Source organism: Bdellovibrionales bacterium (assembly GCA_041662785.1).
Taxonomy (GTDB): domain Bacteria; phylum Pseudomonadota; class Alphaproteobacteria; order UBA9219; family UBA9219; genus UBA8914.
The window spans coordinates 1-26418 of the sequence record JBAZRW010000002.1; the positions used below are offsets into that span (position 1 = coordinate 1).

A 26418-nucleotide genomic window follows, 5' to 3' on the forward strand; every position below is an offset into this window, starting at 1 on the left:
CACTGGAAAAACAAGGTCAAAATACATCGAGGATTGAAGAAGGATCGGCGGAGAAAAATGATCAGCTTTTTGCTCTCAAAATCGTGAATCTACCCACACCTTTTGATCATTATGCCCTAAAGGGGAATATCGCCATAAAAAAACACCGTCATGCCCGCGAAAGCGGGCATCCCGTTTGTTTTTTCTCTACGAGTCACTTCATTTGCTTTTTGGTATGACAGATCGGTTATCTGTTTGGCTCGCTAAGTTGGCGTGAATGGTTCGCTAGGCTAAAGACGTTTTCATTCCTGTAAACAAAGTCCCGATCAAGTGGCGCAATGGTTTTTAGGAAGCTTTGAGAGTTGGCCTCTTTGGGCAACATCCAGTCATGTAGCTCAATGATCAAAAGATCAAATTGGTCGATCCATTGCGTATCTTTTGAAAAAAGTTCACTTTCAAAGCCTTCGATATCAATCTTGATGATAAGGGGCGTTGCGTCCTTGTTTTCGTCCAACAGGCTGGGGACGGAGAGCATCTTGGTTGCCCCTCCCTCGGCCATCTCGGTGCGATAGCCCCACTCGCCGTACTGTGGGTCAATAAGGTTGGCGCTTCCTTTTTCCGAGGCGATGCCCGCATGAATAAAATGAACGTAGGGCGAGCGGCAATTCTTGGCGGCAAGCTCGATATTGTTTTGATCTGGCTCGATGGCGACGATGCGAGCCTTGGGAAACATTTGAGCAAAATAATCGGCAGATAAACCTATGTTGGCACCACAATCGATAATGAGGGGGATTTGGCCCTTTTCTACCATGGCTTGATAGAGGGTGATGATTTCTTTTTCGCGATCCAGAACGAGGCAATAATCCTCAATGTAAAACATTTGCACAAGCGTATTGTAATCCGCCAAAGACCTGACCTTATAGGCCCTAAAGCGCAAGGCGCGTTTTGAGAACACAACCTGCCGCGCAAACGCAGGCGGCGTGATAAGGACATAATTCCGATGAGGGGAGAGGGATCCTATGACAAACCTACCAAGCCACCGGATAAAACGCTCTATCGCTTTTTTGCAGCGGCGCATTGTTCCAGCCTTTTTCACAGCGAATAGAACCATGGCGCCGCACCATAGTCCGTGAAGTGCTGCGCGGAGACTTCCAAGACTGGTGTGCCGCATCTTATAAACGTCGGCAATATAGTGTAAAAGAGCACCCTTCAAGGAGCCCTCACAAGGCCGCACGGCCTGATAGCCTGCGACAAAGCTCCGCGCCATCGCGCAATAGTAACGCCCATGAAGGATAACGGCTTTGAGACCAACGTTAGAGAAAATACCGAATAAAAGAGAAATGACATCGCGACGCCTGTCTCCACTCAAAAGATCGTCGCGATAGGGCAGTTGCTCCGGTGGATGGGCATCGATAATAAACAACTTATCCACTGAGCAGAAAACATTGTGAGGAACAAAATCGCCATGCAACAAATTATTGTGACCATCAGGTGACGTTTGCGCATGAAGGGCGGCCAAGACCTTGCCGACACGGCGCATGCCGCCCTCGGTACAGGCGCGGGATCGCAACAGGTCGGAGAGAGAGGGCGGCAGAGAATCAAAATAGCGGTAGGTAATGCTTGTCGCGGTATGGGACAGCGGCTCCTCAAATTGGCAGCAAGGGGCATCCTTCAGTGCGGCGAATATGGCCTGCGCATGGGTATACAGAGCCTTGACTTGCTCTTGTGTGTAGGAGGGAAAGGGCTTGCAAATGACCTTTCCTGCTCCCTCATTCATTATTGTGTTTTTTGGCATAACGCTTCTTTGAACCATATTTTTCCCTCTTTGGGAATCTTAAAATAAAGACGGGCATTAAGGCTGGTTATTTTTAAGGCACTTTGCTAAAAAGGAGTCGCTAATAATTCGGTGAAAGTCAGAAAACCTATGCAAACGCGAGAATTAATCGCCAAGCTTGTGGGTGTCCATCACGCGACACTTTTGTCGGATATCGTGGCCGCGCCTTTTGGCGATATCGACCTTTATGTGCCGCCTGATTTCTTTCCCCAAGCGATAAAATGTGTTGAGGATGAGGGCTATACCATAACGCACAAAGACCCCTGTAGTGCCGTTTACTCGCGTTTTGAAAATGGCACGATGTACATGGTTGATCTTCTTTGCGACTTTAATGTCTACGCAAGGGCAGGGCCCAGCCTCCGCCTCTCACCTAAGGGCAGCGCGTCTTTGGTTCAGTCGGTTGTGTTGAATAGCTGTTTTAAGGGTCTTTGCCTTAATAGACGGGCTAAGATTCCCTTTATACAAACGCATTGGGCCGAGTTTAAGTCGTTTCTTATGGATGGCGATAATTTTGAAAGCCATCAAGTTTTGAGTGCTGGCTCTAAGAATGAAACGGCCAAGGGCTTTTTTAACCACATGGCCAGAGCGTCATTTTGCAAGCGCCTGATCGCAAGCCTTCGCTACCGCTGGAGCGTTCTGGGGACAGGCGTTTCTTTGGCGTTTATTGGCCCCGATGGTTCTGGAAAATCCTTTATTATCGATAAACTACGTCCCATCGGGCCGACCTCTTTTGTTTACATGGGGGATTGGTTCTTTGCCTTCCAGCGCCTCTATACACTCCTGTTAAAAATACCCTCGCCATGGAATCGTTTTCTTTATGGCATTTATTTTATCGAAAACCTTATCCGTTACGGCAAGGTTCTGCTCCTGCGGTTTCTGGGACATATAGTCCTGATTGACCGGTTTCCGGGCACAAACAGGAACGTCATTCACAAAGGTCTTTTGCAAAAGATCAACAAAGCCGTTTTTGCTTTCTTTCCAAAACCCGACTTGTTGGTTTTGTTAGAGGCTTCGCCGGACGTTGTTTATAAAAGAAAGCAGGAGCTTTCGGTTCAAGAAATTGCTCAAATCCAAGAGGCGCTTCGGGTGATGCTGAAGGGCGAACGGCATGTTGTCTTAAACACCGAGGCCCTTGATGAAACGCTGAACAGCCTTCTTGCGGCAGCCTATGCCTGTCGTGACGTCAAAAAGAAGAAAAGCGTCTAGGGGGGGGCATTTCTGGGCGTTTATTCCGCTCTATTTCTGGTTTCTATGGATTGGCCTAGATCAAGAAGGACAGACTTGAGTTCGGGGTCTTCAATATCTTTTGTTTTATCGCGTAGCGCCGCCTGCTGGCTGGACGAGAGCGCAGGAATCTCGGCAGGAAGGGCGGCGGCGGGCAAAGCGGTATCGTAGCGCCCTTGTAATGCAATTTTCTCAATCGCCGGATAGCCAAAGAATCCGTTGATGCGTGCCAGCATGGTTTCGGTAAGGAAGGAGAACTCCATGGCAAGGCCGTGGGGGAGGGCGATGGTCAGGATGCCGCCTGTTCTGTTCCCACTCGCCCATTTGTCCCCCTCTTTTTTTCCATGGGGAAAGACAATTTTGACGGGCGTTGTCACTTTGGCGTATTCTTCCCCGACGATCTCTCCCCAGTGATTCAAAAGGGTGGCGTAAAGCGCCCAGTCTTTGCCCATCGCCGTACGGGCGATTGAGTTGATGGTTGAGGCGATGGTTTGGGGTAAGCGCATGGGAAGGCAGTTTGGCTGAAAAAATGGATCAAGACAATCCTGTAAAAGCAGGCAAGAAGCCTTCAGCGGCTAAGCTTTTGGCGTGGTATGACAAAAATCGTCGTGTCTTGCCATGGCGGGCCTTGGCGGGGGAGGAGGCTAATCCCTACCACGTTTGGTTGTCAGAGATTATGTTGCAGCAGACAACCGTTGTGACCGTTGCTCCCTATTTTAACAAATTTATCAAGCGTTGGCCAAGTGTGCAGTCTTTGGCAAGGGCTCATTTGGACAGTGTTTTGCAAATGTGGGCGGGCCTTGGTTATTACCGCCGCGCCCGTACGTTGCATGAAACCGCGCGAGCCCTTGCTCGTGATTATGATGGTGTTTTTCCGCATGATGAGGAAGGCCTAAAGGCGTTGGCTGGTGTTGGCGATTATACCGCTGCCGCGATCCGCGCTATTGCCTTTGGGCAAAAAGCCAATGTTGTGGACGGCAATGTCGAGCGGGTGATGGCGCGGTTCTTTGCTGTCGATGAGCCATTGCCTCATGCCAAAAAGACCCTTAAGGCGTTAGCGGCCGGTTGTTTACCGCGAGGGCGTTTTGGCGATTATGCACAAGGTCTGATGGATTTGGGCGCTATGATATGCACACCGCGCTCGCCGCGTTGCGATCTTTGTCCGTGGGCGAGTGGTTGTCTGGCAAGGCAAAAGGGCTGCGCCGAACAGCTTCCCAAGCGTGCAAAAAGTGTCAAAAAACCGCAAAAAAAGGCTTTTGCCTTCGTTCTTTTTGACAAGAAAGGCCGCGTTTTTCTGCAAAAAAGACCAGAAAAGGGGCTTTTAGCGTGCATGATGGGCGTGCCGACGACGCCACTTCAGGCAAGCAAGCCCCTTTCATGGAAAGAGGCGCTGGCTTATGCTCCTGTTCTAGAGGAATGGAAGCCTTTAAAAAGAGGCGTTCACCATACCTTTACACATTTTGAGCTTGAATTGTCTGTTGTTGTAGCCACAACGGCTTGTTCTGTTCCTGAAGGTGTTTGGGTTGATCCAGAAAGGTTGTCTGCGCAGGCCTTGCCTAGTGTCATGCAGAAGGTTCTAAAAGTTGCACTTCAGTCTTAAGAGGGTTTTTATGAAACGGGTTAGCTTTTTATTGATCGTTATGATGTTCCTGCCCCTTTCACACAAGGTTATGGCACAGGAGTTTGCCAAGCCCAGTTTTGATAACATTGTCAAAACCCTTATTCGAGCGGGTGCCGTTGATATTTATCAGGATGATGTTATCGATCTTTATGCTCGCGTCATGCATTGTCCTTGGTATGTTGAATCCTATCATGACGATTTTTCTTGGGAGAAGAAGCGGCAAGAAATGCGCGAAGAGATTCGTCAAAACATATCGACCTACCCGATTAGTTATGCCTATGAAACAGCGGTCAAGCTGGGACGGTATAATTTTGAAGAGCGTCTTTATCCTTTTATAGGTGAGGATAATAAGGAAATTAACGTCAATGCTTTTTCCATGATTGTTCAAGATAAGAGTTTTTGTGCCGGACCAAAAAACTTCTGGTTGCCCTCTATTTATAGGCTTTTATTAAATAAGCCTGTCAAAATGGCTGGTCTTTACCTGAGCGAAGAAGACGGGCGCGCTTTGCTTCAGCGCATGGATGCAGCGGGAAACCCAACGCATGTTCTCTTTCTTCGCGTTAATGTTCGGGTTGTTTTTGTGGCTTTTTTGGCTAGACCAAGCGATTTTTCCAAAAGCCGAGCAGTACTAACGAGAAAAAACGATCTTGCTGGGAACGCCGTCGTTTTGCAAAACATAAAAAGTGGATCCGTCCAGTTGGATAGCCGTTTGGAATCCATCGAATATTTTGAGGATGAAGCACACACCAAGCCGATTTATACCTATCGACCCACAACCTTTTCTGCATATTAAAGGGCGAGGTTAAAGGCTGATGGTGGTTACTTTATGGCTCCGAATGGTGAGAGCCAGCTTGCCGCGTTTCAAGGCCAGCGCCGTTTCTCCGTAAACCGTGTGTCGCCAGCCTTGCAGGGTTTTGATGTTTGGCTCTTCTTCGCTGGCGAGGCGCTCCAGATCATCCGTTGAAGCGATAAGCTTGGCGGCGACTCCGGCTTCGTCGCTGATGCCGCGCAGCAAAACCTTAAGAAGCTCCAGAATCGCGGATGCGCCATTGGGCATGCCCCGTTTCTTTTCGGCGTGTGGGCAGTCTTCAAGGGGCAGGGCGTTCGCGTGGGCGATCGCTTTAAGAATGGCCGCGCCATAGCGTCCTTCGGCAAGGCCGTTTGGCAAGCCGCGCAGCCGTGCCAGCGCGGCGGGCGTTTCCGGCGCGTGCGTCGCGATGTCCACGACTTGTTCGTCTTTTAAAATGCGGGAGCGGGGTAGATTAGCGCTTTGGGCTTCTTGCTCGCGCCATGCCGCAACCTCACGCAGGACGGCAAGCTTTCTGGGTTTATCCAGACGAGACTTCAAGCGTTTCCAAGCGTCTTGAGGTTTGACGGTATAGGTGGAGGGATCATTGAGGATGGCCATTTCCTCGCGCACCCAATCGCTGCGTTTGCTGGCTGTAAGCATAGCCGCCAGCTTTTCATAGACGATGCGCAGGTGCGTCACATCGCCCAACGCATAGACGATCTGTTTGTCCGAAAGGGGGCGTTGTGCCCAGTCCGTAAAGCGACTGGATTTATCGACTTTGGCATCGGCAAGAGTGGCCGCCAGCGTTTCATAGCTGATAGAATCGCCAAAGCCGCACACCATCGCGGCGACTTGCGTATCAAAAATCGGGGTTGGGACGCGCCCCGTTGCCTGCACAAAGATTTCGATATCTTGCCGCGCGGCATGAAAGACCTTCAGGATAGACGGATCGTCCAAAAGATCATAAAGGGGCTTGAGGTCGATGCCTTCCGCCAAGGGATCAATGGCAGCCGTTTTGTCCGCCCCCCCGCTTAGCTGCACAAGGCATAGTTTGGAGTAATAGGTGCGCTCGCGCATAAACTCGGTGTCGATGGTGACATAGGGGCAGCCCGACAAAGAGGCGCAAAATGAAGCCAACGCTTCAGTCGTTGTGATAAGGCTCATGCTCTCTGTCTTAATCTATTCACATCGTGGGGGCAAGAGGCACGGCTGCCGCTGCCGCCGTACGAATCGGCGCTGTTGGATTCGCGAGGTGAGCCTTCGTGGCCTCAATCATGGACGGAGTCGATGCGGCCTTGGCTTCCGCAAATTCTTGCGGATACAGTTTTTCCGCCAAGGACAGGAATTTCTTGACCATTGCATCTTTTTGATCAGCGAGCATTAACTCGCCGATGCCTTTTGATACATCCTTTTCAACACCATTTTGACCCGTCAGAAGATTGATGCCCGCATCGCGGGTTAACCGCGCACCATCCTTTGAGTCAAGAAGACCGTATTGCCCCGCGCGGTTGACGCCTTCAAAGTCTATCATCGCCCCCTGTTTGTGTGCCAAAGGATCTTGAACTTCGTTCATCAGCACATACGACATTTCCTTGCATATATGCACTATGGATTTCTGGTTGCCGGAATGAAAGGCAGCAACGGCTTCGCGCTGCATCGCGGCGGGGAGCTTGTTGAAAACATCTTGCGACAGTATTTCTTGAAGCACCACGGGAACAGGCAGGTGCAAGATTTTCGCATGCTCTGCCGTCAGATGGACTGGATCGACAGGCGCTGTTTGGGGTGTGGCGTCCGCTACGATGGTTGCCGTTGGGGGTTGAGCAGCGATATCGTGCGTTTGGCTCATATCAAGGAATGTCTCGGCATCCGAGCATACGGCATGCGCATCCGGCAAGGGGGCAGATGCTTCCGGAACAACAGGCGGAACCACGATAGAAGGGGTTGAAACGGTTGTCAGGCCTTGGGTCGCGTCCTTAAAGGTTGCCACAACGGGTTTAACGGCGTCAAGGATGACAGGGTTATGGAGGAGGGCGCTAACGGCATGGAAGCCTTCACGCACAGCGCCACCAATAAAGCCGCCAACCGCGCCCCACGCTGTGCCTTTAAGGGCGGCGTTCATGACCCAATGACCCGTCTTTTCTTTTTTGCTGAAAGCTTCGCGGGCAACGCTGCTTGCCGCCCCGACGATAGCACTGACGCCCATCAATGTCGCTGCGCCTGTAAGGGTAGCAGGGGCTGTCATAGCGGCGGCAGCGCTGCTGAAGCTCATCAAAATGACCGAACGCGTTACAAAGCCCGTAGCCATACCAGCGGCAAGAGACGTTTTATTGGTCTTGATGGATTCCCAAACATTTCTTGCGATTAGCTTTTTGTTTGTCAAAACAAAGGTAGCGGCTTGACGAAGAAGAGCGGGCGTTTTTTGAGCCAAAATTACAGCGGACTTAAAATGCGCTTTGGCTGCGGTCGCTTTATGAGCGACAGCTTGATCCAATACAGACAGCCCCATTACAATCGGCATAACAAATGTTTTTGCGGCGTTAGCTTTGTTCTTGAGGGCTTGCCCCCATAGAGCTTTTTGAGTGCGAAGAGAACGTGCCCAATCAGAGGCAGACTCTAGCGCGTCCTGTATTGTGTCGTTGGTGGCTGTATAAAGTGAAACACTAACCATCATTTTTTTGAACCATGACGGTGCGCTTTTTCGTTGGGTTTTAGGGGGAGGGGCTTCCCCGATCTTTATTTCAAGCTCTCTGACGCGTTGGGAATATTTTTCGCCGACCATGCGGACGCGCTCAAGTATCTCGGCACGACGTAGTGTCATGCGCTTGGCAACTTTTTTCAGACGGCCTTTTTGTTGTTCTATGCCCTCAATCGCTCTGCGTGTTAGGGCGTGCCTGCGTACGCGGCGCTGCTCCGCTTGTTTTTGGTAGGGGGTCGGAGCATCCTCTTGTGGGATAGCGATGTTGCCAAAATAATCAGGGGTGGCGGTGTCTGTCATAATGGGTGGCCTCTTATAAAAATGGATTGGCGAGCCTTCATCGTTTTATAGCACGAAAACAGCGGGGAATTCAAACAATCCCAATAGTTTCATGGGGGCTCGAACTCATGTTAGCAAAAGCTCTGAAATCACTCTCCCGCAAGGGGAGGGTGATTTTTACAGGCATTGCGTGGCCGTCTTTAGAAAAAAAAGAGGCGGGCGTTTGACAGCCCGCCTCCTTGTTAACCTAGTCGCGCCCTATTAGCAGGGGACGTATTTTGTGTTCAATTTCACGTTAATTGAGCAACCTTCTCTGCCGTTTCCACAGGGGTGATGGCGTTGTGGTTCTACTACCCTGATGTGGTTGTTATTACGGATGTTGTTTTCGTTGCTCACCTTCGTTGAATTGGTCGCGGCAGCCTCTGATGAGGCCGCACCGCCCGTGGCACTTCCGCCAGTACCGCCAGCGCCACCCGCGCCGCCTTCGGCGCTGTTGCTGATAGTTGTTTGTTCGGGGGCCCACTTTTCGCCAATGCGCAAGTTGCCATAGCCTGACATCGCTGCGCCACTGCCCATGCCGAAGCTAAGAATAGCACCACTATACTGTTGAATATCTGAAGGGGCTGTAACTGGAATGCCGTTAAAATCTGTTGTCAATTTTGAAACAACGACGGGTCTTGATGCAACATTGACAACATTTGGATTAGTCGCGCCTTGACCATCAAGGACAAGCGCACCGACAACTTTTTCGTTATTGACGAGAATGGCGTTGCCGTCAGAGTCCACAATATGGGCTGTTTTCATTACAGGGTTGCTGCCGCAAGCGGTCATCGCGAGACCAACGGCAACAGAAGCAAACGCGATTTTCATATTCTTATTCATCTTATCATTCCTTTCGAAAGGTTGATGGGGTCTTAAGTTCGAGTTAACTCATAGCGCCTTTTTATAGTTTTGTACAGGAATGAAGGTAAAAAGCATCCTTAACTATAGAATAAATAGCGTTCATGGTTAATGATAAGGCATGTTTTAAGAAGAACTATTAAGGGCCATTGTCTACAAGGGGTAGAGCCTTGACCCTATAAAGGATTGCTTTCACCCCAGAAGTTGGGGATAAAGCACCCCCTGCCGCCTTTTGGGGTTTGTTTGAACCCCTCCTATCCAAGGAAAATACAGTTTTATGCTTTCGATACAGAACCTAACCTACCGGATCGCCGGACGCACGTTGTTGGACAATGTTTCCGTGAATATCCCTGCGGGGCATCGCGTTGGCTTTGTGGGGCCCAACGGCGCTGGGAAATCGACGTTGTTCAAGCTTATTTCGGGTGAGCTTGCCGCCGATGATGGCGCGATCTCGTTGATCAAGAACTCGACGCTTGGCCTTGTAAGGCAGGATTTTCCCGAAGACGGCCTTTCGCTTATCGATATTGTTTTAAACGCCGATACCGAGCGTGCCTCTTTATTGATCGAGGCTGAAACCACGCAGGACATCGACCGCATTGGCTATATCTATGAACGGCTAACGGAAATCAACGCCTATGAAGCGCCGTCGCGGGCGGCTTATATCCTGGCGGGCTTGGGCTTTGATGAAGCGGCGCAGGCGTTGCCGATCACCAGTTTTTCCGGTGGGTGGCGCGCGCGTGTGGCTTTGGCGTGCGTCTTGTTCTCGCAGCCCAATGTGTTGCTTTTGGATGAGCCGACGAACCATTTGGATTTTGAATCGATGGTATGGCTGGAAAACTTTTTGATGCGCTATCGCGACACGATGATCATCATCAGCCATGATCGCGACATTTTGAATAAAACGGTCGATCACATCATTCATCTGGATAACAAGAAACTGGTTCACTACACCGGAACCTATGACCAGTTTGAAAAGGCCCGCGCTGAGAAACAAATGAACCAGCAGGCCTTGCACGAAAAGCAATCGGCGCAAAAAGCGCAGATGATGAAGTTTGTAGATCGTTTCCGCGCTTCGGCCAGTAAGGCGCGGCAAGCGCAAAGCCGCCTGAAGGCCATTCAAAAGATGGACATTGTGGACGCCGTGATGGCCGAGCGCGTGACAGCCTTCACCTTTCCTGACCCGCAGGAAATCAAGTCGCCTTTGATCCGTTTGGAAAATGTCGAGGCAGGCTATACGGTGGGAAAACCTGTTTTGCGCAAAATGAATCTGACCATCAATCAAAGCGACCGCATCGCTCTTTTGGGCGCGAACGGCAATGGCAAATCGACGCTGATCAAGCTTATATCGGATAGGCTTCCTCCCATGGGCGGTGAGGTTCATAAATCTGCCAAGCTTAAGATCGGCTATTTTGCCCAGTTTCAAACGGATGAGCTTGATACAGCCCTCACGCCGTTTGAAACGATGAAGGAGGCGATGCAAGAGCCGTCAGAGGTCAAGGTGCGCTCGGCCCTGTTCCGTTTTGGTTTTGATAAGCATAAGGCCGATACCAAGGTGGGAGAGTTATCGGGCGGCGAAAAGGCGCGTCTCCTTTTCTGTTTGATGAGTTTTGATGCGCCGCATATTTTGCTGCTTGATGAGCCGACCAACCATTTGGATATGGATGCGCGGGAAGCATTGATGCAGGCGCTCAACAATTACGCCGGTGCGGTTATTTTGGTCAGCCATGACCCTCATTTGGTTTCCTGCGTGGCGGATGAATTGTGGTTGGTGGCGGATGGCGGGTGTCACCCGTACGATGGCGATTTGGATGATTACCGGAAACTGGTGATCCAGCAGCGCAAGCAAGAGCGTAAGGAAAACAAAGCCTCGGAAAAACCGTCAGAAAAAGCGCCCGTGGCCGTCGATCATGAAAAAGAGGCGGGCCGTCTTGAGGCGTTGATCGCCGATATTGAGGAGCAGAAAACGGCGCTTGAGCATGAAATCGCCGCCTGCTATGCCAAGGGTAATGAGCCTAAGCAGCTTAAGCGTCTTGAACATGCCTCCAGCAAACTCTGCAAAGAACAAGAAGCTCTTGAGGCTGAACTCACGCGCCTGATTGCGCAATTATAAAAAAGAGGCGGCGTGAAATAAATGACCGTTTCAAAATATGATGTTATCATTCTTGGTGCGGGGGCTTCTGGCCTTATGGCGGCGTTGCGCGCAGGGCAAAGGGGTCTAAAGGTTCTCCTTCTTGATCGCGCAGAACAGGTGGGATCAAAAATCCTTGTCTCTGGGGGCGGGCGTTGCAATTTCACTAATCGGCATATCGCGCCTGATCGCTACATTTCGCATAATCCACATTTTTGTTTATCCGCGTTAAAGGGCTATACGCAGCATGATTTCATGGCTTTGGTCGAGAAACATAAAATCGCCTATCACGAAAAGACGTTAGGCCAACTATTTTGTGATGCGTCATCAAGTGACATCGTTTCCCTGTTGTTGGAGGAGTGTCTGGCTGCTCACGTCGATATACGTCTTGAGCAACAGATACAGGCCGTAGAGAAGAGTGATGTTTTTCAGGTTGAGACTGAGGCGGAAGTTTTTCATGCTCTCTCCCTCATTCTGGCCACGGGCGGTTTGTCCATTCCCAAAATCGGGGCGACAAACTTCAGCCATAAGGTTGCGTCGCATTTTGGCCTTGCCGTTACGGAAACGCGCCCCGCCTTAGTCCCGCTGGTTTTTACGGGGGAAACGCTTGAGCTGATGAAGTCTCTTAGTGGCGTGTCTCTTGAGGTGATCGTGACGTGCGGTAAGCGTTCCTTTCGTGAAAGCATGATTTTTACGCATCGCGGCCTTTCGGGGCCGGCGATCTTGCAAATCTCTTCCTATTGGCGTGAGGGTCAGCCGCTTTCGATCAACTTCTTGCCGGACAGCGAGGTTGAAACTTTCCTTCTTGATCGAAAGAAAAGCCGTCCCAAGGCTGGCCTTAAAACTATTTTGGGCGAGGTCTTGCCTAAACGCTTGGTGCAAGGTCTGGTCGAGGATCATTTTCCTCCTTCCCCGATGGGTGAGCTGTCCCATAAGAACCTAAAGGCGGTCGCGACGCTTCTTGGCGCATGGACAGTTTTGCCGACGGGGACAGAAGGCTATGCCAAGGCCGAGGTCACGTTAGGCGGCGTTTCAACGCATGAGCTTAATTCAAAAACGATGGAGGCCAAGAAGGTTCGCGGCCTATATGTTATTGGCGAGGCGCTTGACGTAACGGGATGGCTTGGCGGGTATAATCTTCAGTGGGCGTGGTCAAGCGGCTGGGCCGCCGGTTCCGCCATGGCTCTATCGCCCATGTCGGGAAAATCGATTTAAACGGCGCTAGAACGCGTTAATAATTTTTTTGGCTGGGTTGGTGGCCGAGGACTCGAAATAACGCGTCCACGCTCATCCTAGGCCCCGTGAGGGGCATTATAAATGGATATTTCGCCCACATTATTGGAAACACCCCACAGATACCCTTTTAAAGTCCGATTTTAACCATGTTGCTTGCCTGTGACTACGGGGGTGGTGGTGTGATGGTTTTGGTAAGGCACTTGTTCTTACGGCTGGGGCTTCATAAGAGACGAAGGCTTACTGCCAAATATTGTAAATCTATTGATATAGGCTTCGACGGCTTTAACATCGATCTCATAGCTGGGTGGGGTGTCGCTTTGAGGCGATTTGAAGAGGACTTGTTTGACAAGTTGCTCCTTAACAGCATTAGCGATTACAAGCGCTTTTCTATATTCGATGGCTTGGTTCTTTGTCGTCAACGCCATGGGGCCGGCAGCGTTGGGATCCATCGCGATTCTTACGTTGGTCCTACTGGTTCTGATGTCATCTATCGTGACAGGTTCTTCAAAAAGGACTTCATAGGAACGCGGCTCTTTATCGCCTTGCAGTTTGACCTTGGGCGTTGTGTAGCCGTCGATCAGCGGGTTGTTGTCTTTGTCGCGCAAGACGACGGGTTTGCCGTCTTTTAGAACGGGCTCACCCTTTTCATCCAACGCCACCGCGTAACGAACATAAAGGGCATTTTCGTTGCGCTCAGCAGCTGGAACAGGATGTGCAAATTCCTCGGGGGTGGCGACGATCTCTGGCTTTGGCTCTAGCTTCAGCGCTTTATCTGATTCGTGATCTTTGGCGCAAGCGGGAAGGGTCTCTGCGGCGGCTAGAAGGGCGGCATATTTTAGAAACTTGCGGCGGTTCATGGGGATATTCATCAAAGACCTCATAGAAAAGTATTCGTTGGAAAAAACGCCCTGTCAGGAGCACTGTACTGAAAAAGAGCGTGTTTTACAATTGTGAAAGCATTAAAAAGGCGGAGCCTTGGCCTCTTTCCCCATTGCTCTTGCCCGCCGCGCGTTATAAAAGCGTGCGTTAACCTTTATTTATTGGAGTTTTTACTATGCATCCCTATCGCACGCATACCTGTGGTCAGTTACGTTCAGAACATGTCGGGCAGACGGTTCGTCTTTCAGGTTGGGTCAATCGCAAGCGCGATCATGGCGGTTTGCTGTTCATCGATCTGCGCGACCATTACGGTATGACGCAGTGCGTGATCGATATGTCCAGCCCGCTGATGAATGTGGTGGAGCATATTAAGAACGAAAGCGTCGTGACGGTAACGGGCAAGGTCGTAGCGCGTCCCGATGAGACGTTGAACGAAAGGTTGCCTACGGGCGCGGTTGAGCTGGACATTGCCGAGTTTGTCGTGCAAAGCGCCGCTGATCCCTTGCCCATGCAAGTGAATGCCGAGGCCGACACGGGTGAGGACGTGCGCCTGACCTACCGCTTCCTTGATTTGCGCCGCGAGAGCTTGCAGCAGAACATGAAGCTTCGCTCGGAGGTGATTGCTTCGCTGCGTCGCCGCATGTGGGATGCTGGCTTCCATGAATATCAAACGCCGATCCTGACCTCGTCCTCGCCAGAGGGCGCGCGGGATTATCTGGTTCCCTCGCGCGTGCATCCCGGTAAGTTCTATGCGTTGCCGCAAGCGCCGCAGCAGTTCAAGCAATTGCTGATGATCGCGGGCTATGACCGCTATTTCCAAATCGCGCCTTGCTTCCGCGACGAGGATGCGCGAGCAGATCGTTCTCCGGGCGAGTTCTATCAACTTGATTTTGAGATGAGCTACGTCACGCAGGACGATATCTTTAACACGATTGAGCCGGTTCTTCATGGCGTGTTTGATGAGTTCGGCGGCTTCCGCCGTGAGGCGAAGCCTGCCGTTGATGGCATTCCTTTCCGCCGCATCCCGTATGATGAGGCGATGCTGACCTATGGCTCGGACAAGCCCGATCTGCGCAACCCGCTTGTGATTGTGGACGTGACAAGCGTGTTTAAGCGCGATGATGTCGAATTCCGCGCCTTTCGCTCCACCATTGATGCGGGCGGCGTTGTTCGCGCCATTCGCGCCCCTAAGGTTTCCGATAAGCCGCGCAGCTTCTTTGACAAGTTGAACGATTGGGCGAAGGATATTGGCGCGGTGGGCCTTGGTTATATTGTGTTCGAAAACGGCGCGGGGAAGGGGCCTATCGCTCGTTTCGTTGGCGAGGAAGCGCAAAAGGAGCTGCGTGCGTTGACGGGTTGTGAGGATACCGATGCCGTCTTTTTCGTGTGCGATAAGCCCATGGTGGCCGCGAAGATGGCGGGGCAGGCTCGTACCAAGATCGCGCAGGATATGGACATCATCGAGAAGAACGCTTTCCGTTTCTGCTGGATCGTCGATTTCCCGATGTTCGAGTATGATGAGGAACGCAAGAAGATCGACTTTTCGCATAACCCGTTCTCAATGCCGCAAGGCGGCATAGAGGCTTTGGATACGCAAGACCCGCTCACGATCAAAGCCTATCAGTACGACATCGTGTGCAACGGGATTGAGTTGTCGTCCGGCGCAATCCGCAACCATCTTCCCGAAGGCATGTACAGGGCGTTCGCGATTGCGGGTTATCCGGCGGAGGAACTGGAAAAACGCTTTGGCGGGATGCTCTCGGCGCTGAAGCTCGGCGCGCCGCCGCATGGTGGCTCAGCCCCCGGCATTGATCGCATCGTGATGCTGCTGGCTGATGAGCCGAACATCCGTGAGATCATCGCCTTTCCACTGAACCAACAGGCACAGGATTTGATGATGCAAGCGCCCAACGTCATCGATGAAGATCGCCTGCGCGAGCTTCATATCCGCCTGTCGCTTCCCGTAAAGAAGGTGGCGGGGTAGAAGGTTTTACGCCAACGACTCGATGAAGTGACTTATTGAGAAAGAAAACAAACGGGATTCCCGCTTTTCCCTTTCGCCCGCCGCAAGAGCGGCGGGACGAGGGCGCGGGAATGACGGATTTATTTTAACATTAATCCACAAGTGTCATCCCCGCGAAAGCGGGGATCCCGTTTTTTTTGACCGTTGGTTTTACGCCCTAACCTTTTCCAAGAACTTCTGCACCTTTTGGCCGAGCGAGGCGGATTGTTCGGTCAATTTGTTGGCCGCCGCCTGTACTTGCGAAGAGACACTGCCTGTCTCTTCCGCCGCACGGCTGACGCCGCCGACATTGCGCGATACGTCGCGCGTGCCTGTGGTGGCCTCGGCAATGTTGCGGGCGATTTCCTGTGTTGCCGTTCCTTGCTCTTCAATCGCGGCAGCGATGCGTGTAGAGACTTGATTGATCCCTACGATGGTTTCGCGGATTCTTTCAATCTCGCCCACGGCGATGCCTGTGGCTTGTTGAACGCTGCCAATTTGGTTGGTAATCTCTTCGGTCGCTTTGGCAGTTTGGGTCGCCAGCGATTTAACTTCACTGGCCACGACGGCAAAGCCTTTGCCTGCCTCGCCCGCCCGCGCGGCCTCAATGGTGGCGTTAAGCGCCAGTAGGTTGGTCTGACTGGCAATCTCGCCAATCAAGCTTATAACGCGGCCTATTTTTTCAGCAGTTTCGGCAAGGTCGCGCACAGTTTTGTTGGTCGTATTGGCTTGCTCAACGGCTTTGTGCGTGATGTCCGAGGATTCGGTAACCTGACGGCTAATCTCACCGATCGAGGCCGTCAGTTCCTCTGTCGCCGTTGCAACGGTTTGCATGTTGGACGAGGTTTGCTCAGCCGCCGCCGCGACGGTTGCCGTGAGCTTGTTGGACTCTTGCGAGGTGGAGGCTAACGTGTCAGCGGCAGATTTAAGCTCGTGGGCTGAGGTGGTCACGTCATCCACAACCATTTTAATACTATCCTCAAACTCCTTGGCGAGTACCAGCATTTCAGCTTTGCGTTGTTTCATGGCGCCCACAATTATCCATATCAAGATCAAGTAGGCGATGCCTAGACCGATAATGGAAACAAGCAGGTGTTGAACTTTTGAATCATCAAGCTCAGATAAGAGTGTCGATTTTTTTTCATCGATCGCGTTCTTGTAGGCCGTAATGATGTCGATGAGGTTTTGCCGTGCTTGCAAGCGAAGCTCCCCAGAAGACAGGGCAATCTCTATGCCCTCAGCTTGTTTCCCAGCTTTCTTAAGGACTATCATCTTTTCAATGTTGTCAGAATATTTTTTCATAGTCGTCAAAGAGTCTTCGACAAGTTTCTTGCGTTCCGCGTTTTTAATGAGAGATTGAAACCCTGTCATATCAGTAATGAATTTCTTGTAGATTTCTTGATAGTTTGTTACGGCCTTGTTAATTCCTTCGACAGATTCCTCTAGCATGATCGTTTTTACCGCACCTTCAATACGATTCAGTGTTGAACGACCTTCAAGGGCAACAATGGAGCGAGTGACATCATTTTCGATAATACTGGTAAGACCCCCCTCAGCATTCGAAAAACCAAGTCTTGCCGTGACAATCAAAACCACACAGACAGCGACGACGAGGATCTGTGGAATAAAAACTTTGACAAGCAAACTGCTTTGAGACCACCAACGAAACATGACATCTTCCCCTTCTGATAAGATGTTCTATTAATAATAAATAGAAGTGAAAAAAGAATTACCGAAATAATATGATGGTATGACGTCAATATAGTATTCAAGCTGGTTTTTTCGATGATATTGGGAGCGAGATGGTTCTTTCTTAAATGAATACATATGTGTTACTTTGTAATCGAGGATTGAACTCTCTCTTTGCGTTTTAGATTGAAAATGAGTATCAATTCCGTTCCATGAGCGTCCTATTAAATGCCCTTCACAAAGCGGCGCACGATTATAGAAGTCAGAAGGCTCCTGTTATTGTTCCGTTATTGTCATCGCGTCCTGCTTTCTCGTTGAGGAAGCGGGTGGCGTTTGTTTCTGCGCTTGTGGCTCTCCTTTTCGTTGTTATTGGCGTGCTGGCTTTTTATGGTGGTGAGGCGGTGGCTGCGAAAGAAAACCTTTCAAAACGACAGGTTGCCGCTACACTTGTTCAAAAGAGCCCGCCGACTTCAAAGAAGGCTCGCAAGATGCAAGAGGGTGAGCCTTTGGGCATCGCTCTTTCAGAGGGAAGCCAAGATTCCGAGGTTCAGGACAAGCCCGTTAAGGCCGCGCCAGCCACCGCCACGAAATCGGGTGCAACGATTGTCGTGACCAAGGTCGAGAAAAAGTCGGCGAGCAGTGAAGATAGCGAGGATGTCGAGCGGGGTAGCGGCGATACGCTATCGCTCGCGCGCAAGGCTACGCAGGATGGAGCTTGGGACAAGGCCATCAAGCTGTATGGCGTGATTTTGAAAAAAGAGCCTAAAAATCAGGCGGCCTTGCAGGGCAAGGTTTTTGCGCTCTCGCAGCGTGGGCGCGATGAGGATTTGGACGTTTTGGATGGAATAGCCGAGAAAAACCCGTCTCTAGCGGCGGTGCATGCCGCCCGCGCCCGCATTCTGGTGCGGCAAAAGGATACGATGGAGGCTTTGACCGCTTGGCAAAAGGCCGTTGCGCTTGATCCCAAGAACAAGGATTGCCGTCTGGGCCTAGCCATCTTGAATGACAAGCTGGGACGGCAGGATGAGGCGCTGAAGCTTTATCGTGCGATCCCCAAACCCTTGCCGCCCGAGGCGCAGCGTCGTTTGGACTATTTGGCGTCGCATGAGGCGTCTGCGCCATCGTCTGCGGATGATGCAGGCGAAAGAGATACGGACGAGTAAAGGGACTTTATGCCTTTTTTGACGCATTTTGGCCTTGCCACCTATCCCTTTGGTCTTACACCCAATCCCGCCCTTTATTACGCGTGGGGTGAAACGGAATCCCTTCTTGCGGCGTTGAAGTTTTCGATCACGCGTGGCGACGGCCTTTTGAAAATTGTTGGTGAGGTCGGGAGTGGTAAGACGCTTTTGTGCCGCCTTCTTCTCGATGGTTTAAATCAGCTTCCTATCGATATTGCTTATCTTAATGCGCCTGTGGCGATCCAACCCAATGCGCTGCCTGCACTGGTTGCTCATGAGTTTGGGATCAAGCGCAAGGCTGGGCAGGACGAAGGCGAGGCGCTTCGCACGTTCCTTTTGGCAAGGCATGCGCAGGGTCGTCGTTGCGTTTTGGTGATTGATGAGGCGCAGGCGCTTGGCGCGGCGGGACTGGAGGTCGTGCGGCTTCTCTCAAACCTTGAGACGGAGACGGACAAGCTGTTGCAGATCGTTCTGTTTGGGCAGGCGGAGCTTGACCGGCTTTTGCATCAAAAAGCCTTGCGTCAGATTTTACAGCGCATTCATTTCAGCTTTATGACAAGGCCGTTTCCGCGCGAGGTTGTGGATTCGTACATTCGTTTTCGCCTAGAACATTGCGCGGTGAAGGCGGGTAAGGGGCGGCATAAAAAGAGCGGCCTTAGCGTTTCCTTTGCGCCACAAGCCACGTCGATGATCGCTCGCGCCAGCGGCGGCTTGCCGCGCCTTGTGAATGTCTTGGCGGATAAGGCTTTGCTGGCGGCCTATGCGCAGGGCGTAACGCTGATTGAGCCCGCGCACGTTCACGCTGCGTGCCGCGAGACGGCAGGGTTGGCGTGGCCGTGGAATTGGATCAATAAATTCCTTCCATAACCGCGCCCGTGAGAAGGTTGAGGCTTTGGTTGGTTCGCAGCGTTACCTCGCGCGGCTCTTTCTCGCCCAGCAAAAGGATGGACAGGCGCACGCTATCCGGCTCGACGCTTTGGATATGAAGGTTGGGTCGATCCGTCTGAGGCGTCCATTTTTCGCCCTGAAGCCACACCGTCCATTGATCCGCACTGACATACATAATGCTACCGCAATGAAGAACGTGCTTGGCTTGCGCCAGCAAAGCGGGCTCCTCGCGGCGTAACGCGGTTTCAATTTGCCAGACTTCTTGGGGCGTATAAAACAGCGAGGGCGGCGCCTCTTGCGCCCTCAGTGGTGAGGCGAAGAGGGCAAGTGCGGCGAGGAAAAGGCCTTTTCTTATCATGGCGCAGCTCCCTCGGCGGGTGCATTGGTTAGCCACAGAAAGCGTGCTGTCATGTGAAGGTTGAGCGCGGACAAAGGCGCGGCGTCATTATGGACGATGGGCTTGATCGTCAGTTGTTGCAGGGCCAGACGACCCTCTAGCGCATTCAGGTGGGACAGGAAGCCTATAATATCGGCATCATTAGGCGCGTCAGCCTCTAGCGTCAGCGCACTTTGCGCTATGCCGTCGATCCCCGTGAACGGCCCTGTTCCCGTCCATGGCTGCGTGGCAGAGAGAAGATAGGTCGTGTTAAACAGTCGCGCCGAGGCCGCCACGCTTTCCAGCCGCTGGGTCATCAACGGGCGGTCACTGGGCGCAAGAAGGGCGCTGATGTCGTTGGGGGAGAGTGTTCCGTCGATGGTTTTTGCCGTCTGCAGGTCTGCTTCAAATTGCACCTTTTGCTGGGCAAGGGCGAAGAACCGCGCCGCAAGGTCGTCTTGCGTTTTGGCTTGGCGTAGTCGCAAGACTTGCGCCGCCATCGGCTCCACCAGCGTCAAGGTAAGCGCCAGCGCAAGCCCCAAGACCCACGCGCGGTGATAGAGCCATTGGCGGCGGGTCATGGCTCTTTCCTTTCAATGGTGAAAGAGGCCGTGTCCTTGGGTGCGGCGCTCTTTTGTTGAGTGGCGCTAGAGAGGGCCGCGCCCGCGCCACCTTCTTGTGGCCCCTTCACGAGCGTGACGGCATAGGCTGGTAGGCCTTCTTGTAAAATACGCAAAAGCGCGTCGGCTTGAACCCTGTTTTGATCGGACTCATTGTCTGTTGGCGCAGCGAATTTGACATCAAGCGTCAGGACGCCCTCTTTCCAGTCAAGCGTGGTCGCCCTTGCATGATCTTGCATAAGCGGCGCAAGGTCGGTCCAAAGCGCGACGATTTCGGGCGGGGTGTTATGGAACAAACGCTGGCGCTCTACGGCTCGTCTTAAGGTCGCCAGCGACCCCGCGTTATCGCCCGTTGTCGCTTTGGCTTGAGAGCTGGCCAAGCTTGTCTCCAGTCTTTGAACGGCTTCGCGCGAGGCGTAGGTGGCTCTCAGGTCTTTGGTCAGCAAGGCCGTGTCTACCGTCATCATCGCAAGGAGAAGGGCCAGCATCAACGCCATAGCGATCAAGCCCGCGAGACGGATACGCGATGCGTTGTAAAGCCTCCGCGTTTCCGGCTTCATCAGGAGGGCAGTAGGGCGGCGGCGCTGCGCTAGGGCGACAAGGTGCAGCAGATCGCTATGCGGCTCATCCTCTGACGGGGCAAAGGGAAGGCCAAGCGTGAGCGCTGCTTGATGCGGCGTGAAAAGAGCGCGGGAGGACACATCCATCGGCGTAACGGCCAGCGCTTCGTGCGTGGCAGCGGCCATCACGGCAACAAGCGTCAGCGGTTCATCGGATGTCAGGCCAAAACGCGCCAGATAGTCGCGCAGGGTCTTAATTTCGACCGCGATGGTGGAGGCGATGAGGCCTGCGCTGGACGATGCGGGCGGTGAGCGCGTGAGGCGTGTGAAAACCATCTGGCCATCGCGCATGGCGATAAAGCGGGTGTGCCCCGTTTTCTGTTGCGTTAGGAAAAAGCACCAGCCCGTTGCCGCCGCAGGTGTAAGACGAGCGGCAAGGCCCGCGCTTTCCATCGGCAGCAGGCTAACAAAACCGGACAGGGCAGAACGCGCCGCCAGCCTCTCCAGCCAGACGGAAAGCGCGGCGTTTTCTTGGATGGCCATCAGCGTTGCGGTTTTATTTTTGTGCTGAAGAAATCCTTTATGTTCATGGCCTTCATAAGCGTCGTTCAGGCGGCGCTTTAGGATTTTAAGGCGATCCCAAGGTGCAAGAGGTGGCAGGGTTTCCGTTTTGTAAAGCTGCGCCTCACCATCATAAAGGATGAGGACGGGCACACGCGGCGCGGCGGCCAATTCATCCATAATCGCGCCTGTTTCGTCTTTGTCGCTCGTGGCTGCAAAAACGGGATGGGCCTTTTTCAGTCGCGCGGGCGGCAGCAAGAACGCGCCCCTGTCGCCGACCAAAAGAAGAAACGAGCGTTTGGGGTTCATGGCCTTACATTCCCTGCGCAAGTGGCGTGAGCGAGCCATAGACAGGCCCCAGAACAGCCAGAACAATCCATGCCAACAACCCACCGACCGACAGGGTAAGCGCAGGCTCTAACGCGCCAAGGAAGGCGTCGATGGATTCTTTGGCCTGCGTCTCAAAGCCCGCTGCGATGTCATCTAGCACGGCTTCTAGCGTGCCACTTTTCTCGGCGACGATCAATCTCTGCGTGATAAGCGGATCAAACAGCGTGGCCGTCGCTTGGGACAAGGGCTTGCCTGTTAAAAGGCTGTTTTTAGCCTCTACCACTTGTGCCTCTAGCGCGGCGTTGACACAGGTTGGTGCTGCCGTCTCTAAGGCTTCGGGCAGGGTTAACCCCGCCTTGATCAAAAGAGCAAAGCTTGCCGTCAGGCGCGACAGCGCGATTTTTTGAAGAAGAACGCCAACCACGGGCAGGGAAAGAAGGATGCGATCCGTCGTGATTTTTACGGCGTGATGGCGGCGGCGTAGGTGGACGAGGGGAACAGCCAGTGTCAGTGCCGCAAGAGGCAACGCCCACCACAAGGTTGCGAACAAATCGGCGCTGCTGATCAAAAAGAGGGTCATGGGCGGCAAGGTCGTGCCCAAGCTTGTCAAAAAAGCGATGAGTTGAGGCACGACGAACGTCATCATAAAGCCCGTTACGCTCAGCGCGACGACCATCAGAAACAAGGGATAGCGGATGGCGCGGCGCAGTTGTTTTCTCAGCGCCTGTTGTTCTTGAAAATGGCGGGCAAGGCGCGAGAAGGTTTCCGCAAGGTCGCCGTTTTTCTCACCCGCGCGAAGGATGGACAGGGCCACCGCGTCGAATAGAAAGGGGACGCTTTCAAAGCTTTGCGTGATGGAGGCTCCCGCTAAGAGTTTCTTTTCAATCTCGTCCAAAGGGTGGCGCAGGGCCGTATCACGCATGGCTTGAAGAACATGGTGAAGCGCCTGCGCAAAAGGCAGGCCCGCTTTCAAAAGATCGCGCAACTGCCCGCAGAGGAGAAGGCGTTCTTCACCTCGCAATGTGGGTTTGAACGGGTTGACCCAAAGGGAAGGCGGCCCCTCGCGCCGTTCGCGGGCGTCGATCAGCTCCATATCCTGCTGGCGCAAAAGGCTGGCCAGATCGTTCTCATTCGCCGCTGTCATCAGGCCTTTTTGCAAGCGTCCTGCCGCATTCACCGCGCGATAGGCAAAGGCGGTCATGGCCGTCCCCGTGTCAGATCAACGGCGCGGCGCAGATCGTCCAAGGCAATGTCTCCCGTCATAACGCGCCTTAGGCCATCTTGTTGCATCGTGACGAAACTCTCGCGGCGGGCGGCATCCAGCAGCGCGGCGCGGGGCGCTTTGGCCGCGATTAGGTCATCCAGCGCGGGCGTGATGGGAAGCGCTTCGGCAATCACGCTGCGTCCCATGCGTCCCGTGTGACCACACGCCTCGCATCCCTCGGCTTCGGTCAGCTGTGGCGCGTCAAGGCAAAACGCGCTGAAAAGGCCTTGCTCTTCGGGGGTGGCCTCGCGCTCATGCCGGCAATGGGGGCAGAGCGTGCGGACAAGGCGCTGCGCGATTAAGCCCGAAAGATTGCCGGAAAGGACTCGCGGGTTAAGGCCCAGATCGATAAGGCGCGGCAAAGTCCCCAGCGCATCATTGCTGTGCAGTGTCGTATAGACTTGGTGACCCGTCATCGCGGCGCGAAGCGCCATCTGCGCGGTTTCGGGATCGCGGATTTCGCCGATCAGGATAATATCGGGATCCATACGTAAGATGCCGCGCACGCCTGCCGCAAAATCGAGATTCTGGCCATCGGTAAGGGAGGTCTGGCGGATTAGCTCCAGCTGATATTCAACTGGCTCCTCCAACGTCGCAATATGCACGTCGGGCGTGCTTATTTTCTTCAGCATAGAATAAAGCGTGGTTGTCTTGCCGCTGCCCGTTGGCCCCGTCACCAGCGTGATGCCTTGCGGTTTGTCCGTCATAGCTTGAAGGCGTACTAGCGTCGCCGCGCTATAGCCCAAGGATTCCAGCGGCAGCAGGGATTTTTTATGATCCAAAAGGCGCACGACGATGGTTTCACCCCACACCGTCGGCATGATCGCCACGCGGCAATCGACCACGCTATCGCCCTGTTGTTTTTGAAAGCGGCCATCTTGGATGCTGCGTGTGTCGGCGATGTTCATGCCAGCCATAATCTTCAGGCGGTGGGACAGCGCAGGCCAGTGAGTCAGATGAATGGCGCGGATTTGGCGAAGGCGGCCATCGATACGATAGCGCACGCGGACAAAAGATTCTTCGGGTTCAAAATGAATATCGGATGCGCCTTGCCGGATGGCTTCGGCCAAAAGGTGATCGACAAGGCGGATAACGGGATGCTCCGCCTCTGCCTTGGCGGGGGACGCTGTGGACTCAATCTCATGCAAAAGATCATAAAGGCTGTCCGCCCGCGCTGTAAGACTGTCCAGAAAGGCGTCAAGCGAGGCTTGCGATGAGACGCAAAGAGAGAGCGTCGTGGCTAGAGGAAAGGCGCGATGAACCTCATCAATCGCGACCAGATCGAACGGGTCAGCCAGCGCGACGGTCAGGGTTTTTCCCGTCAGCGATAGGGGAAGCGCCTTTGCTCTCCTGACCTGATGCGGCGAAAAGTTTTCCAGCAACGCAAGGTCGGGCGCGATGGCGTCCAAAGGCAGGAACGAAACGCCCGCATGCCGCGCCAGCGCCTTGGCAAGGCTTTCCTGATCCAAAAAACCAAGCCCAATAAGCGTTGCACCCAGCATAAGGCGTGTTTTGGCTTGCTCATGAAGGGCGATGTGAAGCTGATCGGGCGTTATGATTTTCTCGCGCACCAGACGCTCGCCAAACTTAAGAGGCGCGCGCAAGGGCGGGAGAACCTCGACCTCTGTCAGGCTGTCATCATCAAAAGCGAAGGCTTGGGCGGTTGCTTTCATGCTTGTCACCATGTCGTTTGACAGGCTGGATTGCCAAGGGCGGTGACGAGCGCGTCGCGTCCCGCATAAACCATCACGTCGTCATACGGCGCGGCGGGGTCGTTTGAAAAGGGAGCCTCGACATACGCCAGATCGCTGTTTGCGTTGCAACGCTCAAAGCCTCCTGTGGCCGAGCATGGTGTAAGCGCGCCTTTAAAGAGATGATCATTAAGGCCTGCGCTGATGAGAGGATCGGCCTTGAACGCGCCCCAGCCGTTCGCGCCGTGGCTAAGGAAGAGGATCGCCGCTTGCTGCGTTCCGCCGCCAACGGTTGCGACAGCAATGCGATTAGAGGAGGGCAGATTGGCTTGGCATAGGCCTTTGCGGCTTTCGCCTGTGACACATAAGGGCGTGGTGTCCCCCGCCATGCAAAGGGCTGTTGGTGGCACGACGCCGAAGTTGATGGTCAACGCCGGATCGACGCGCATGGTAATCCAGCGACCCCAGCCATCCTTAGCCGTTTGTGTGGGAACGCCTAGCGAGACAAAGGGCACGATACCCTCGGCCACAGAACAAGTTCCGCAAGATGACGTAACGGTATCGCCGCGCACGCGCCCAAAGCCCGCCCCTGTCGTGGCGGCGGGTGTGGGGCAGGGCAGGCAGCCATTGGCCTGCACAAAAGCGGCAGAGGCCCGCATCAACGCCTGCAAATTGCTTTGCGTAGCGCTGACTTGCATGGTTTGCCGAAAGGTGGTCAGGGCGGGAAACACGATCATGATCACAAGACCGATAATCACCAGCACCATGCTCATCTCGGCAAGTGTAAAGGCTTTTCTATGAATTCGGTTTAGCGTCGTCATACCGGCGAAAGCCGGTATCCAGTTGCGCCGTGTCCACGGCGCGCATGAGTCAAAAACATGAGAAATTAGTCTATTTTTTATCAACCAACCTTTTATGCCGCGCGGACGCGCGGCGCTGGATTCCGGCTTTCGCCGGAATGACGGAGGGGAGGGTGGGTTTATGATGAGCCCTTGAATTGTTTTGCGAAGAGAGCGTCTCATTCGCTTTTAAATCCTTACGCACATCGTATAGGTCGTGTCGTCGCTATAGGTCGTTATGGGCGCGTTTGCGCTGCTGCCCGTGGCGTTTGTGTAGGGCGTGGCTTGGATTGATCCCGCGTTGCTCGTGCCGTCGTCAAGCCTTGCGTCGATGGCTTGCGCCGCGCCCGCCGTGACTTTGTCCAAGCACAAAACGGTCGTCGTGAAGACACCACCAAACGCGCCATTTTGGAAACCAAACACGCCACCAAAAGGATTGGGGGGCTGAATGGCCGTCGTGCCACCCGTTACTTGATTTTTCACAAGCCCCGCCGCGCGAAGGTGCGCCCAAACATGCAGGCTCTCGCTGGCTGTTCCCGTTGTCGTCGTCGTGTCAAAGGAACTGGCCGTCCCGATCTTGCCATCATTGTTGCCATTCGCGCTTTGCGTCATCGAAGAAAAGCGCGTCGTCGCGCTGGGATCGTCGCCCGCTAACGCGCCATAGTTTTGGGTATAGGTTTGCAGTTGCCCTTGATAGGCTTGGATGCCGTTGATCGCGTTGGTGATGCGGGCGTTTTGGATAATCTGCTGTCCCGTCAGCACGCCGCCGATAATCAGACCAATGATGACCAGAACGATGGAAAGCTCGACAAGGGTAAAACCGGATTGCGTCGTTTTGTTTTTCACTTTTAT

The 26418-nt window shown here is 53.3% G+C and carries 23 protein-coding genes; 9 read left to right on the forward strand and 14 right to left on the reverse strand.

The features are described from left to right. Positions 1 to 218: hypothetical protein (locus WC612_02435; GenBank protein MFA6279633.1), on the forward strand; the 218-nt coding region annotated here is incomplete at its 5' end. A gap of 8 nt (positions 219 to 226) precedes the next feature. Here the strand turns inward: WC612_02435 and WC612_02440 are convergent. Beyond that, on the reverse strand, positions 227 to 1774 hold the full coding sequence (locus WC612_02440; protein ID MFA6279634.1) for an FkbM family methyltransferase: 1548 nt from the start codon (positions 1772 to 1774) through the stop codon (positions 227 to 229). Positions 1775 to 1885: 111 nt separating this feature from the next. Here WC612_02440 and WC612_02445 point away from each other — a divergent pair, with 111 nt between their 5' ends. Further along, a complete protein-coding gene (locus tag WC612_02445; protein ID MFA6279635.1) occupies positions 1886 to 3019 on the forward strand; it encodes a hypothetical protein in 1134 nt (377 codons plus the stop codon). Positions 3020 to 3039: 20 nt separating this feature from the next. Here WC612_02445 and WC612_02450 read toward each other — a convergent pair whose 3' ends face one another. Continuing rightward, positions 3040 to 3543 (reverse strand): DciA family protein, encoded by a 504-nt coding sequence (locus WC612_02450; protein MFA6279636.1) that lies wholly within the window; start codon positions 3541 to 3543, stop codon positions 3040 to 3042. 11 nt (positions 3544 to 3554) lie between these two features. On the opposite strand from WC612_02450, the gene mutY reads away from it, so the two are divergent. Continuing rightward, entirely contained in the window at positions 3555 to 4637 is a 1083-nt protein-coding gene (gene mutY, locus WC612_02455) for an A/G-specific adenine glycosylase (GenBank protein MFA6279637.1), read from the forward strand. 10 nt (positions 4638 to 4647) lie between these two features. Further along, on the forward strand, positions 4648 to 5451 hold the full coding sequence (locus WC612_02460; protein MFA6279638.1) for a DUF4852 domain-containing protein: 804 nt from the start codon (positions 4648 to 4650) through the stop codon (positions 5449 to 5451). Between the two features lie 9 nt (positions 5452 to 5460). Here the strand turns inward: WC612_02460 and rnd are convergent, their stop codons facing one another. The 3 genes from rnd to WC612_02475 form a co-directional block, all read right to left on the reverse strand. Then, positions 5461 to 6612 carry a ribonuclease D gene (rnd, locus tag WC612_02465; protein ID MFA6279639.1) on the reverse strand — a complete coding sequence of 384 codons (1152 nt, stop codon included), beginning with the start codon at positions 6610 to 6612 and terminating at the stop codon, positions 5461 to 5463. A 19-nt stretch (positions 6613 to 6631) separates the two neighbouring features. Beyond that, positions 6632 to 8443, reverse strand: coding sequence for a hypothetical protein (locus tag WC612_02470; GenBank protein MFA6279640.1), 1812 nt, complete (start codon positions 8441 to 8443; stop codon positions 6632 to 6634). 240 nt (positions 8444 to 8683) lie between these two features. Beyond that, positions 8684 to 9304, reverse strand: a complete 621-nt coding sequence (locus WC612_02475; GenBank protein MFA6279641.1) for a hypothetical protein — start codon at positions 9302 to 9304, stop codon at positions 8684 to 8686. A gap of 295 nt (positions 9305 to 9599) precedes the next feature. On the opposite strand from WC612_02475, the gene WC612_02480 reads away from it, so the two are divergent. Together WC612_02480 and WC612_02485 are read left to right on the forward strand one after the other, a co-directional pair. Further along, positions 9600 to 11432 carry an ABC-F family ATP-binding cassette domain-containing protein gene (locus WC612_02480; protein ID MFA6279642.1) on the forward strand — a complete coding sequence of 611 codons (1833 nt, stop codon included), beginning with the start codon at positions 9600 to 9602 and terminating at the stop codon, positions 11430 to 11432. A gap of 21 nt (positions 11433 to 11453) precedes the next feature. Further along, the gene (locus tag WC612_02485) at positions 11454 to 12665 is read left to right on the forward strand and encodes an NAD(P)/FAD-dependent oxidoreductase (protein MFA6279643.1); all 1212 of its coding nucleotides are present in this window, start codon (positions 11454 to 11456) and stop codon (positions 12663 to 12665) included. Positions 12666 to 12892: 227 nt separating this feature from the next. Here WC612_02485 and WC612_02490 read toward each other — a convergent pair whose 3' ends face one another. Then, positions 12893 to 13555 carry a hypothetical protein gene (locus WC612_02490; protein ID MFA6279644.1) on the reverse strand — a complete coding sequence of 221 codons (663 nt, stop codon included), beginning with the start codon at positions 13553 to 13555 and terminating at the stop codon, positions 12893 to 12895. Positions 13556 to 13740: 185 nt separating this feature from the next. On the opposite strand from WC612_02490, the gene aspS reads away from it, so the two are divergent. Continuing rightward, the gene (gene aspS / locus WC612_02495) at positions 13741 to 15549 is read left to right on the forward strand and encodes an aspartate--tRNA ligase (GenBank protein ID MFA6279645.1); all 1809 of its coding nucleotides are present in this window, start codon (positions 13741 to 13743) and stop codon (positions 15547 to 15549) included. Positions 15550 to 15738: 189 nt separating this feature from the next. Here aspS and WC612_02500 read toward each other — a convergent pair whose 3' ends face one another. Further along, the gene (locus tag WC612_02500) at positions 15739 to 17238 is read right to left on the reverse strand and encodes a methyl-accepting chemotaxis protein (GenBank protein MFA6279646.1); all 1500 of its coding nucleotides are present in this window, start codon (positions 17236 to 17238) and stop codon (positions 15739 to 15741) included. A 344-nt stretch (positions 17239 to 17582) separates the two neighbouring features. Here WC612_02500 and WC612_02505 point away from each other — a divergent pair, with 344 nt between their 5' ends. Both WC612_02505 and WC612_02510 read left to right on the forward strand, forming a co-directional pair. Further along, a complete protein-coding gene (locus WC612_02505) occupies positions 17583 to 18419 on the forward strand; it encodes a tetratricopeptide repeat protein (GenBank protein ID MFA6279647.1) in 837 nt (278 codons plus the stop codon). Positions 18420 to 18428: 9 nt separating this feature from the next. Beyond that, entirely contained in the window at positions 18429 to 19304 is an 876-nt protein-coding gene (locus tag WC612_02510; protein MFA6279648.1) for an AAA family ATPase, read from the forward strand. On the opposite strand, the gene WC612_02515 is transcribed toward WC612_02510, so the two are convergent. The 7 genes from WC612_02515 to WC612_02545 form a co-directional block, all read right to left on the reverse strand. Then, complete coding sequence (locus WC612_02515; GenBank protein ID MFA6279649.1) at positions 19285 to 19683, reverse strand: hypothetical protein; 399 nt, start codon at positions 19681 to 19683, stop codon at positions 19285 to 19287. The two genes, WC612_02510 and WC612_02515, sit on opposite strands and share 20 nt — an antisense overlap. After that, positions 19680 to 20282, reverse strand: coding sequence for a hypothetical protein (locus tag WC612_02520; protein ID MFA6279650.1), 603 nt, complete (start codon positions 20280 to 20282; stop codon positions 19680 to 19682). The genes WC612_02515 and WC612_02520 overlap by 4 nt, the downstream gene beginning before the upstream one ends. Then, positions 20279 to 21751, reverse strand: coding sequence for a hypothetical protein (locus WC612_02525; protein MFA6279651.1), 1473 nt, complete (start codon positions 21749 to 21751; stop codon positions 20279 to 20281). Before WC612_02525 ends, WC612_02520 begins: the two co-directional genes overlap by 4 nt. A 4-nt stretch (positions 21752 to 21755) precedes the next feature. Beyond that, the gene (locus tag WC612_02530) at positions 21756 to 22973 is read right to left on the reverse strand and encodes a type II secretion system F family protein (GenBank protein ID MFA6279652.1); all 1218 of its coding nucleotides are present in this window, start codon (positions 22971 to 22973) and stop codon (positions 21756 to 21758) included. Next, the gene (locus tag WC612_02535) at positions 22970 to 24709 is read right to left on the reverse strand and encodes a GspE/PulE family protein (GenBank protein MFA6279653.1); all 1740 of its coding nucleotides are present in this window, start codon (positions 24707 to 24709) and stop codon (positions 22970 to 22972) included. The genes WC612_02530 and WC612_02535 overlap by 4 nt, the downstream gene beginning before the upstream one ends. A gap of 5 nt (positions 24710 to 24714) precedes the next feature. After that, positions 24715 to 25548, reverse strand: a complete 834-nt coding sequence (locus WC612_02540) for a type II secretion system protein (GenBank protein ID MFA6279654.1) — start codon at positions 25546 to 25548, stop codon at positions 24715 to 24717. Between the two features lie 207 nt (positions 25549 to 25755). Beyond that, positions 25756 to 26412, reverse strand: a complete 657-nt coding sequence (locus WC612_02545; GenBank protein ID MFA6279655.1) for a prepilin-type N-terminal cleavage/methylation domain-containing protein — start codon at positions 26410 to 26412, stop codon at positions 25756 to 25758. Between the last annotated feature and the right edge of the window lie 6 nt (positions 26413 to 26418).

Bases quoted from the DNA above. Each gene is read 5' to 3' on its own strand.
- WC612_02440 (MFA6279634.1), bottom strand. From the start codon at position 1,774: ATGCCAAAAAACACAATAATGAATGAGGGAGCAGGAAAGGTCATTTGC.
- WC612_02450 (MFA6279636.1), bottom strand. From the start codon at position 3,543: ATGCGCTTACCCCAAACCATCGCCTCAACCATCAACTCAATCGCCCGT.
- WC612_02460 (MFA6279638.1), top strand. From the start codon at position 4,648: ATGAAACGGGTTAGCTTTTTATTGATCGTTATGATGTTCCTGCCCCTT.
- rnd (MFA6279639.1), bottom strand. From the start codon at position 6,612: ATGAGCCTTATCACAACGACTGAAGCGTTGGCTTCATTTTGCGCCTCT.
- WC612_02470 (MFA6279640.1), bottom strand. From the start codon at position 8,443: ATGACAGACACCGCCACCCCTGATTATTTTGGCAACATCGCTATCCCA.
- WC612_02475 (MFA6279641.1), bottom strand. From the start codon at position 9,304: ATGAATAAGAATATGAAAATCGCGTTTGCTTCTGTTGCCGTTGGTCTC.
- WC612_02480 (MFA6279642.1), top strand. From the start codon at position 9,600: ATGCTTTCGATACAGAACCTAACCTACCGGATCGCCGGACGCACGTTG.
- WC612_02485 (MFA6279643.1), top strand. From the start codon at position 11,454: ATGACCGTTTCAAAATATGATGTTATCATTCTTGGTGCGGGGGCTTCT.
- WC612_02490 (MFA6279644.1), bottom strand. From the start codon at position 13,555: ATGAATATCCCCATGAACCGCCGCAAGTTTCTAAAATATGCCGCCCTT.
- aspS (MFA6279645.1), top strand. From the start codon at position 13,741: ATGCATCCCTATCGCACGCATACCTGTGGTCAGTTACGTTCAGAACAT.
- WC612_02500 (MFA6279646.1), bottom strand. From the start codon at position 17,238: ATGTTTCGTTGGTGGTCTCAAAGCAGTTTGCTTGTCAAAGTTTTTATT.
- WC612_02510 (MFA6279648.1), top strand. From the start codon at position 18,429: ATGCCTTTTTTGACGCATTTTGGCCTTGCCACCTATCCCTTTGGTCTT.
- WC612_02515 (MFA6279649.1), bottom strand. From the start codon at position 19,683: ATGATAAGAAAAGGCCTTTTCCTCGCCGCACTTGCCCTCTTCGCCTCA.
- WC612_02520 (MFA6279650.1), bottom strand. From the start codon at position 20,282: ATGACCCGCCGCCAATGGCTCTATCACCGCGCGTGGGTCTTGGGGCTT.
- WC612_02525 (MFA6279651.1), bottom strand. From the start codon at position 21,751: ATGAACCCCAAACGCTCGTTTCTTCTTTTGGTCGGCGACAGGGGCGCG.
- WC612_02530 (MFA6279652.1), bottom strand. From the start codon at position 22,973: ATGACCGCCTTTGCCTATCGCGCGGTGAATGCGGCAGGACGCTTGCAA.
- WC612_02535 (MFA6279653.1), bottom strand. From the start codon at position 24,709: ATGAAAGCAACCGCCCAAGCCTTCGCTTTTGATGATGACAGCCTGACA.
- WC612_02540 (MFA6279654.1), bottom strand. From the start codon at position 25,548: ATGACGACGCTAAACCGAATTCATAGAAAAGCCTTTACACTTGCCGAG.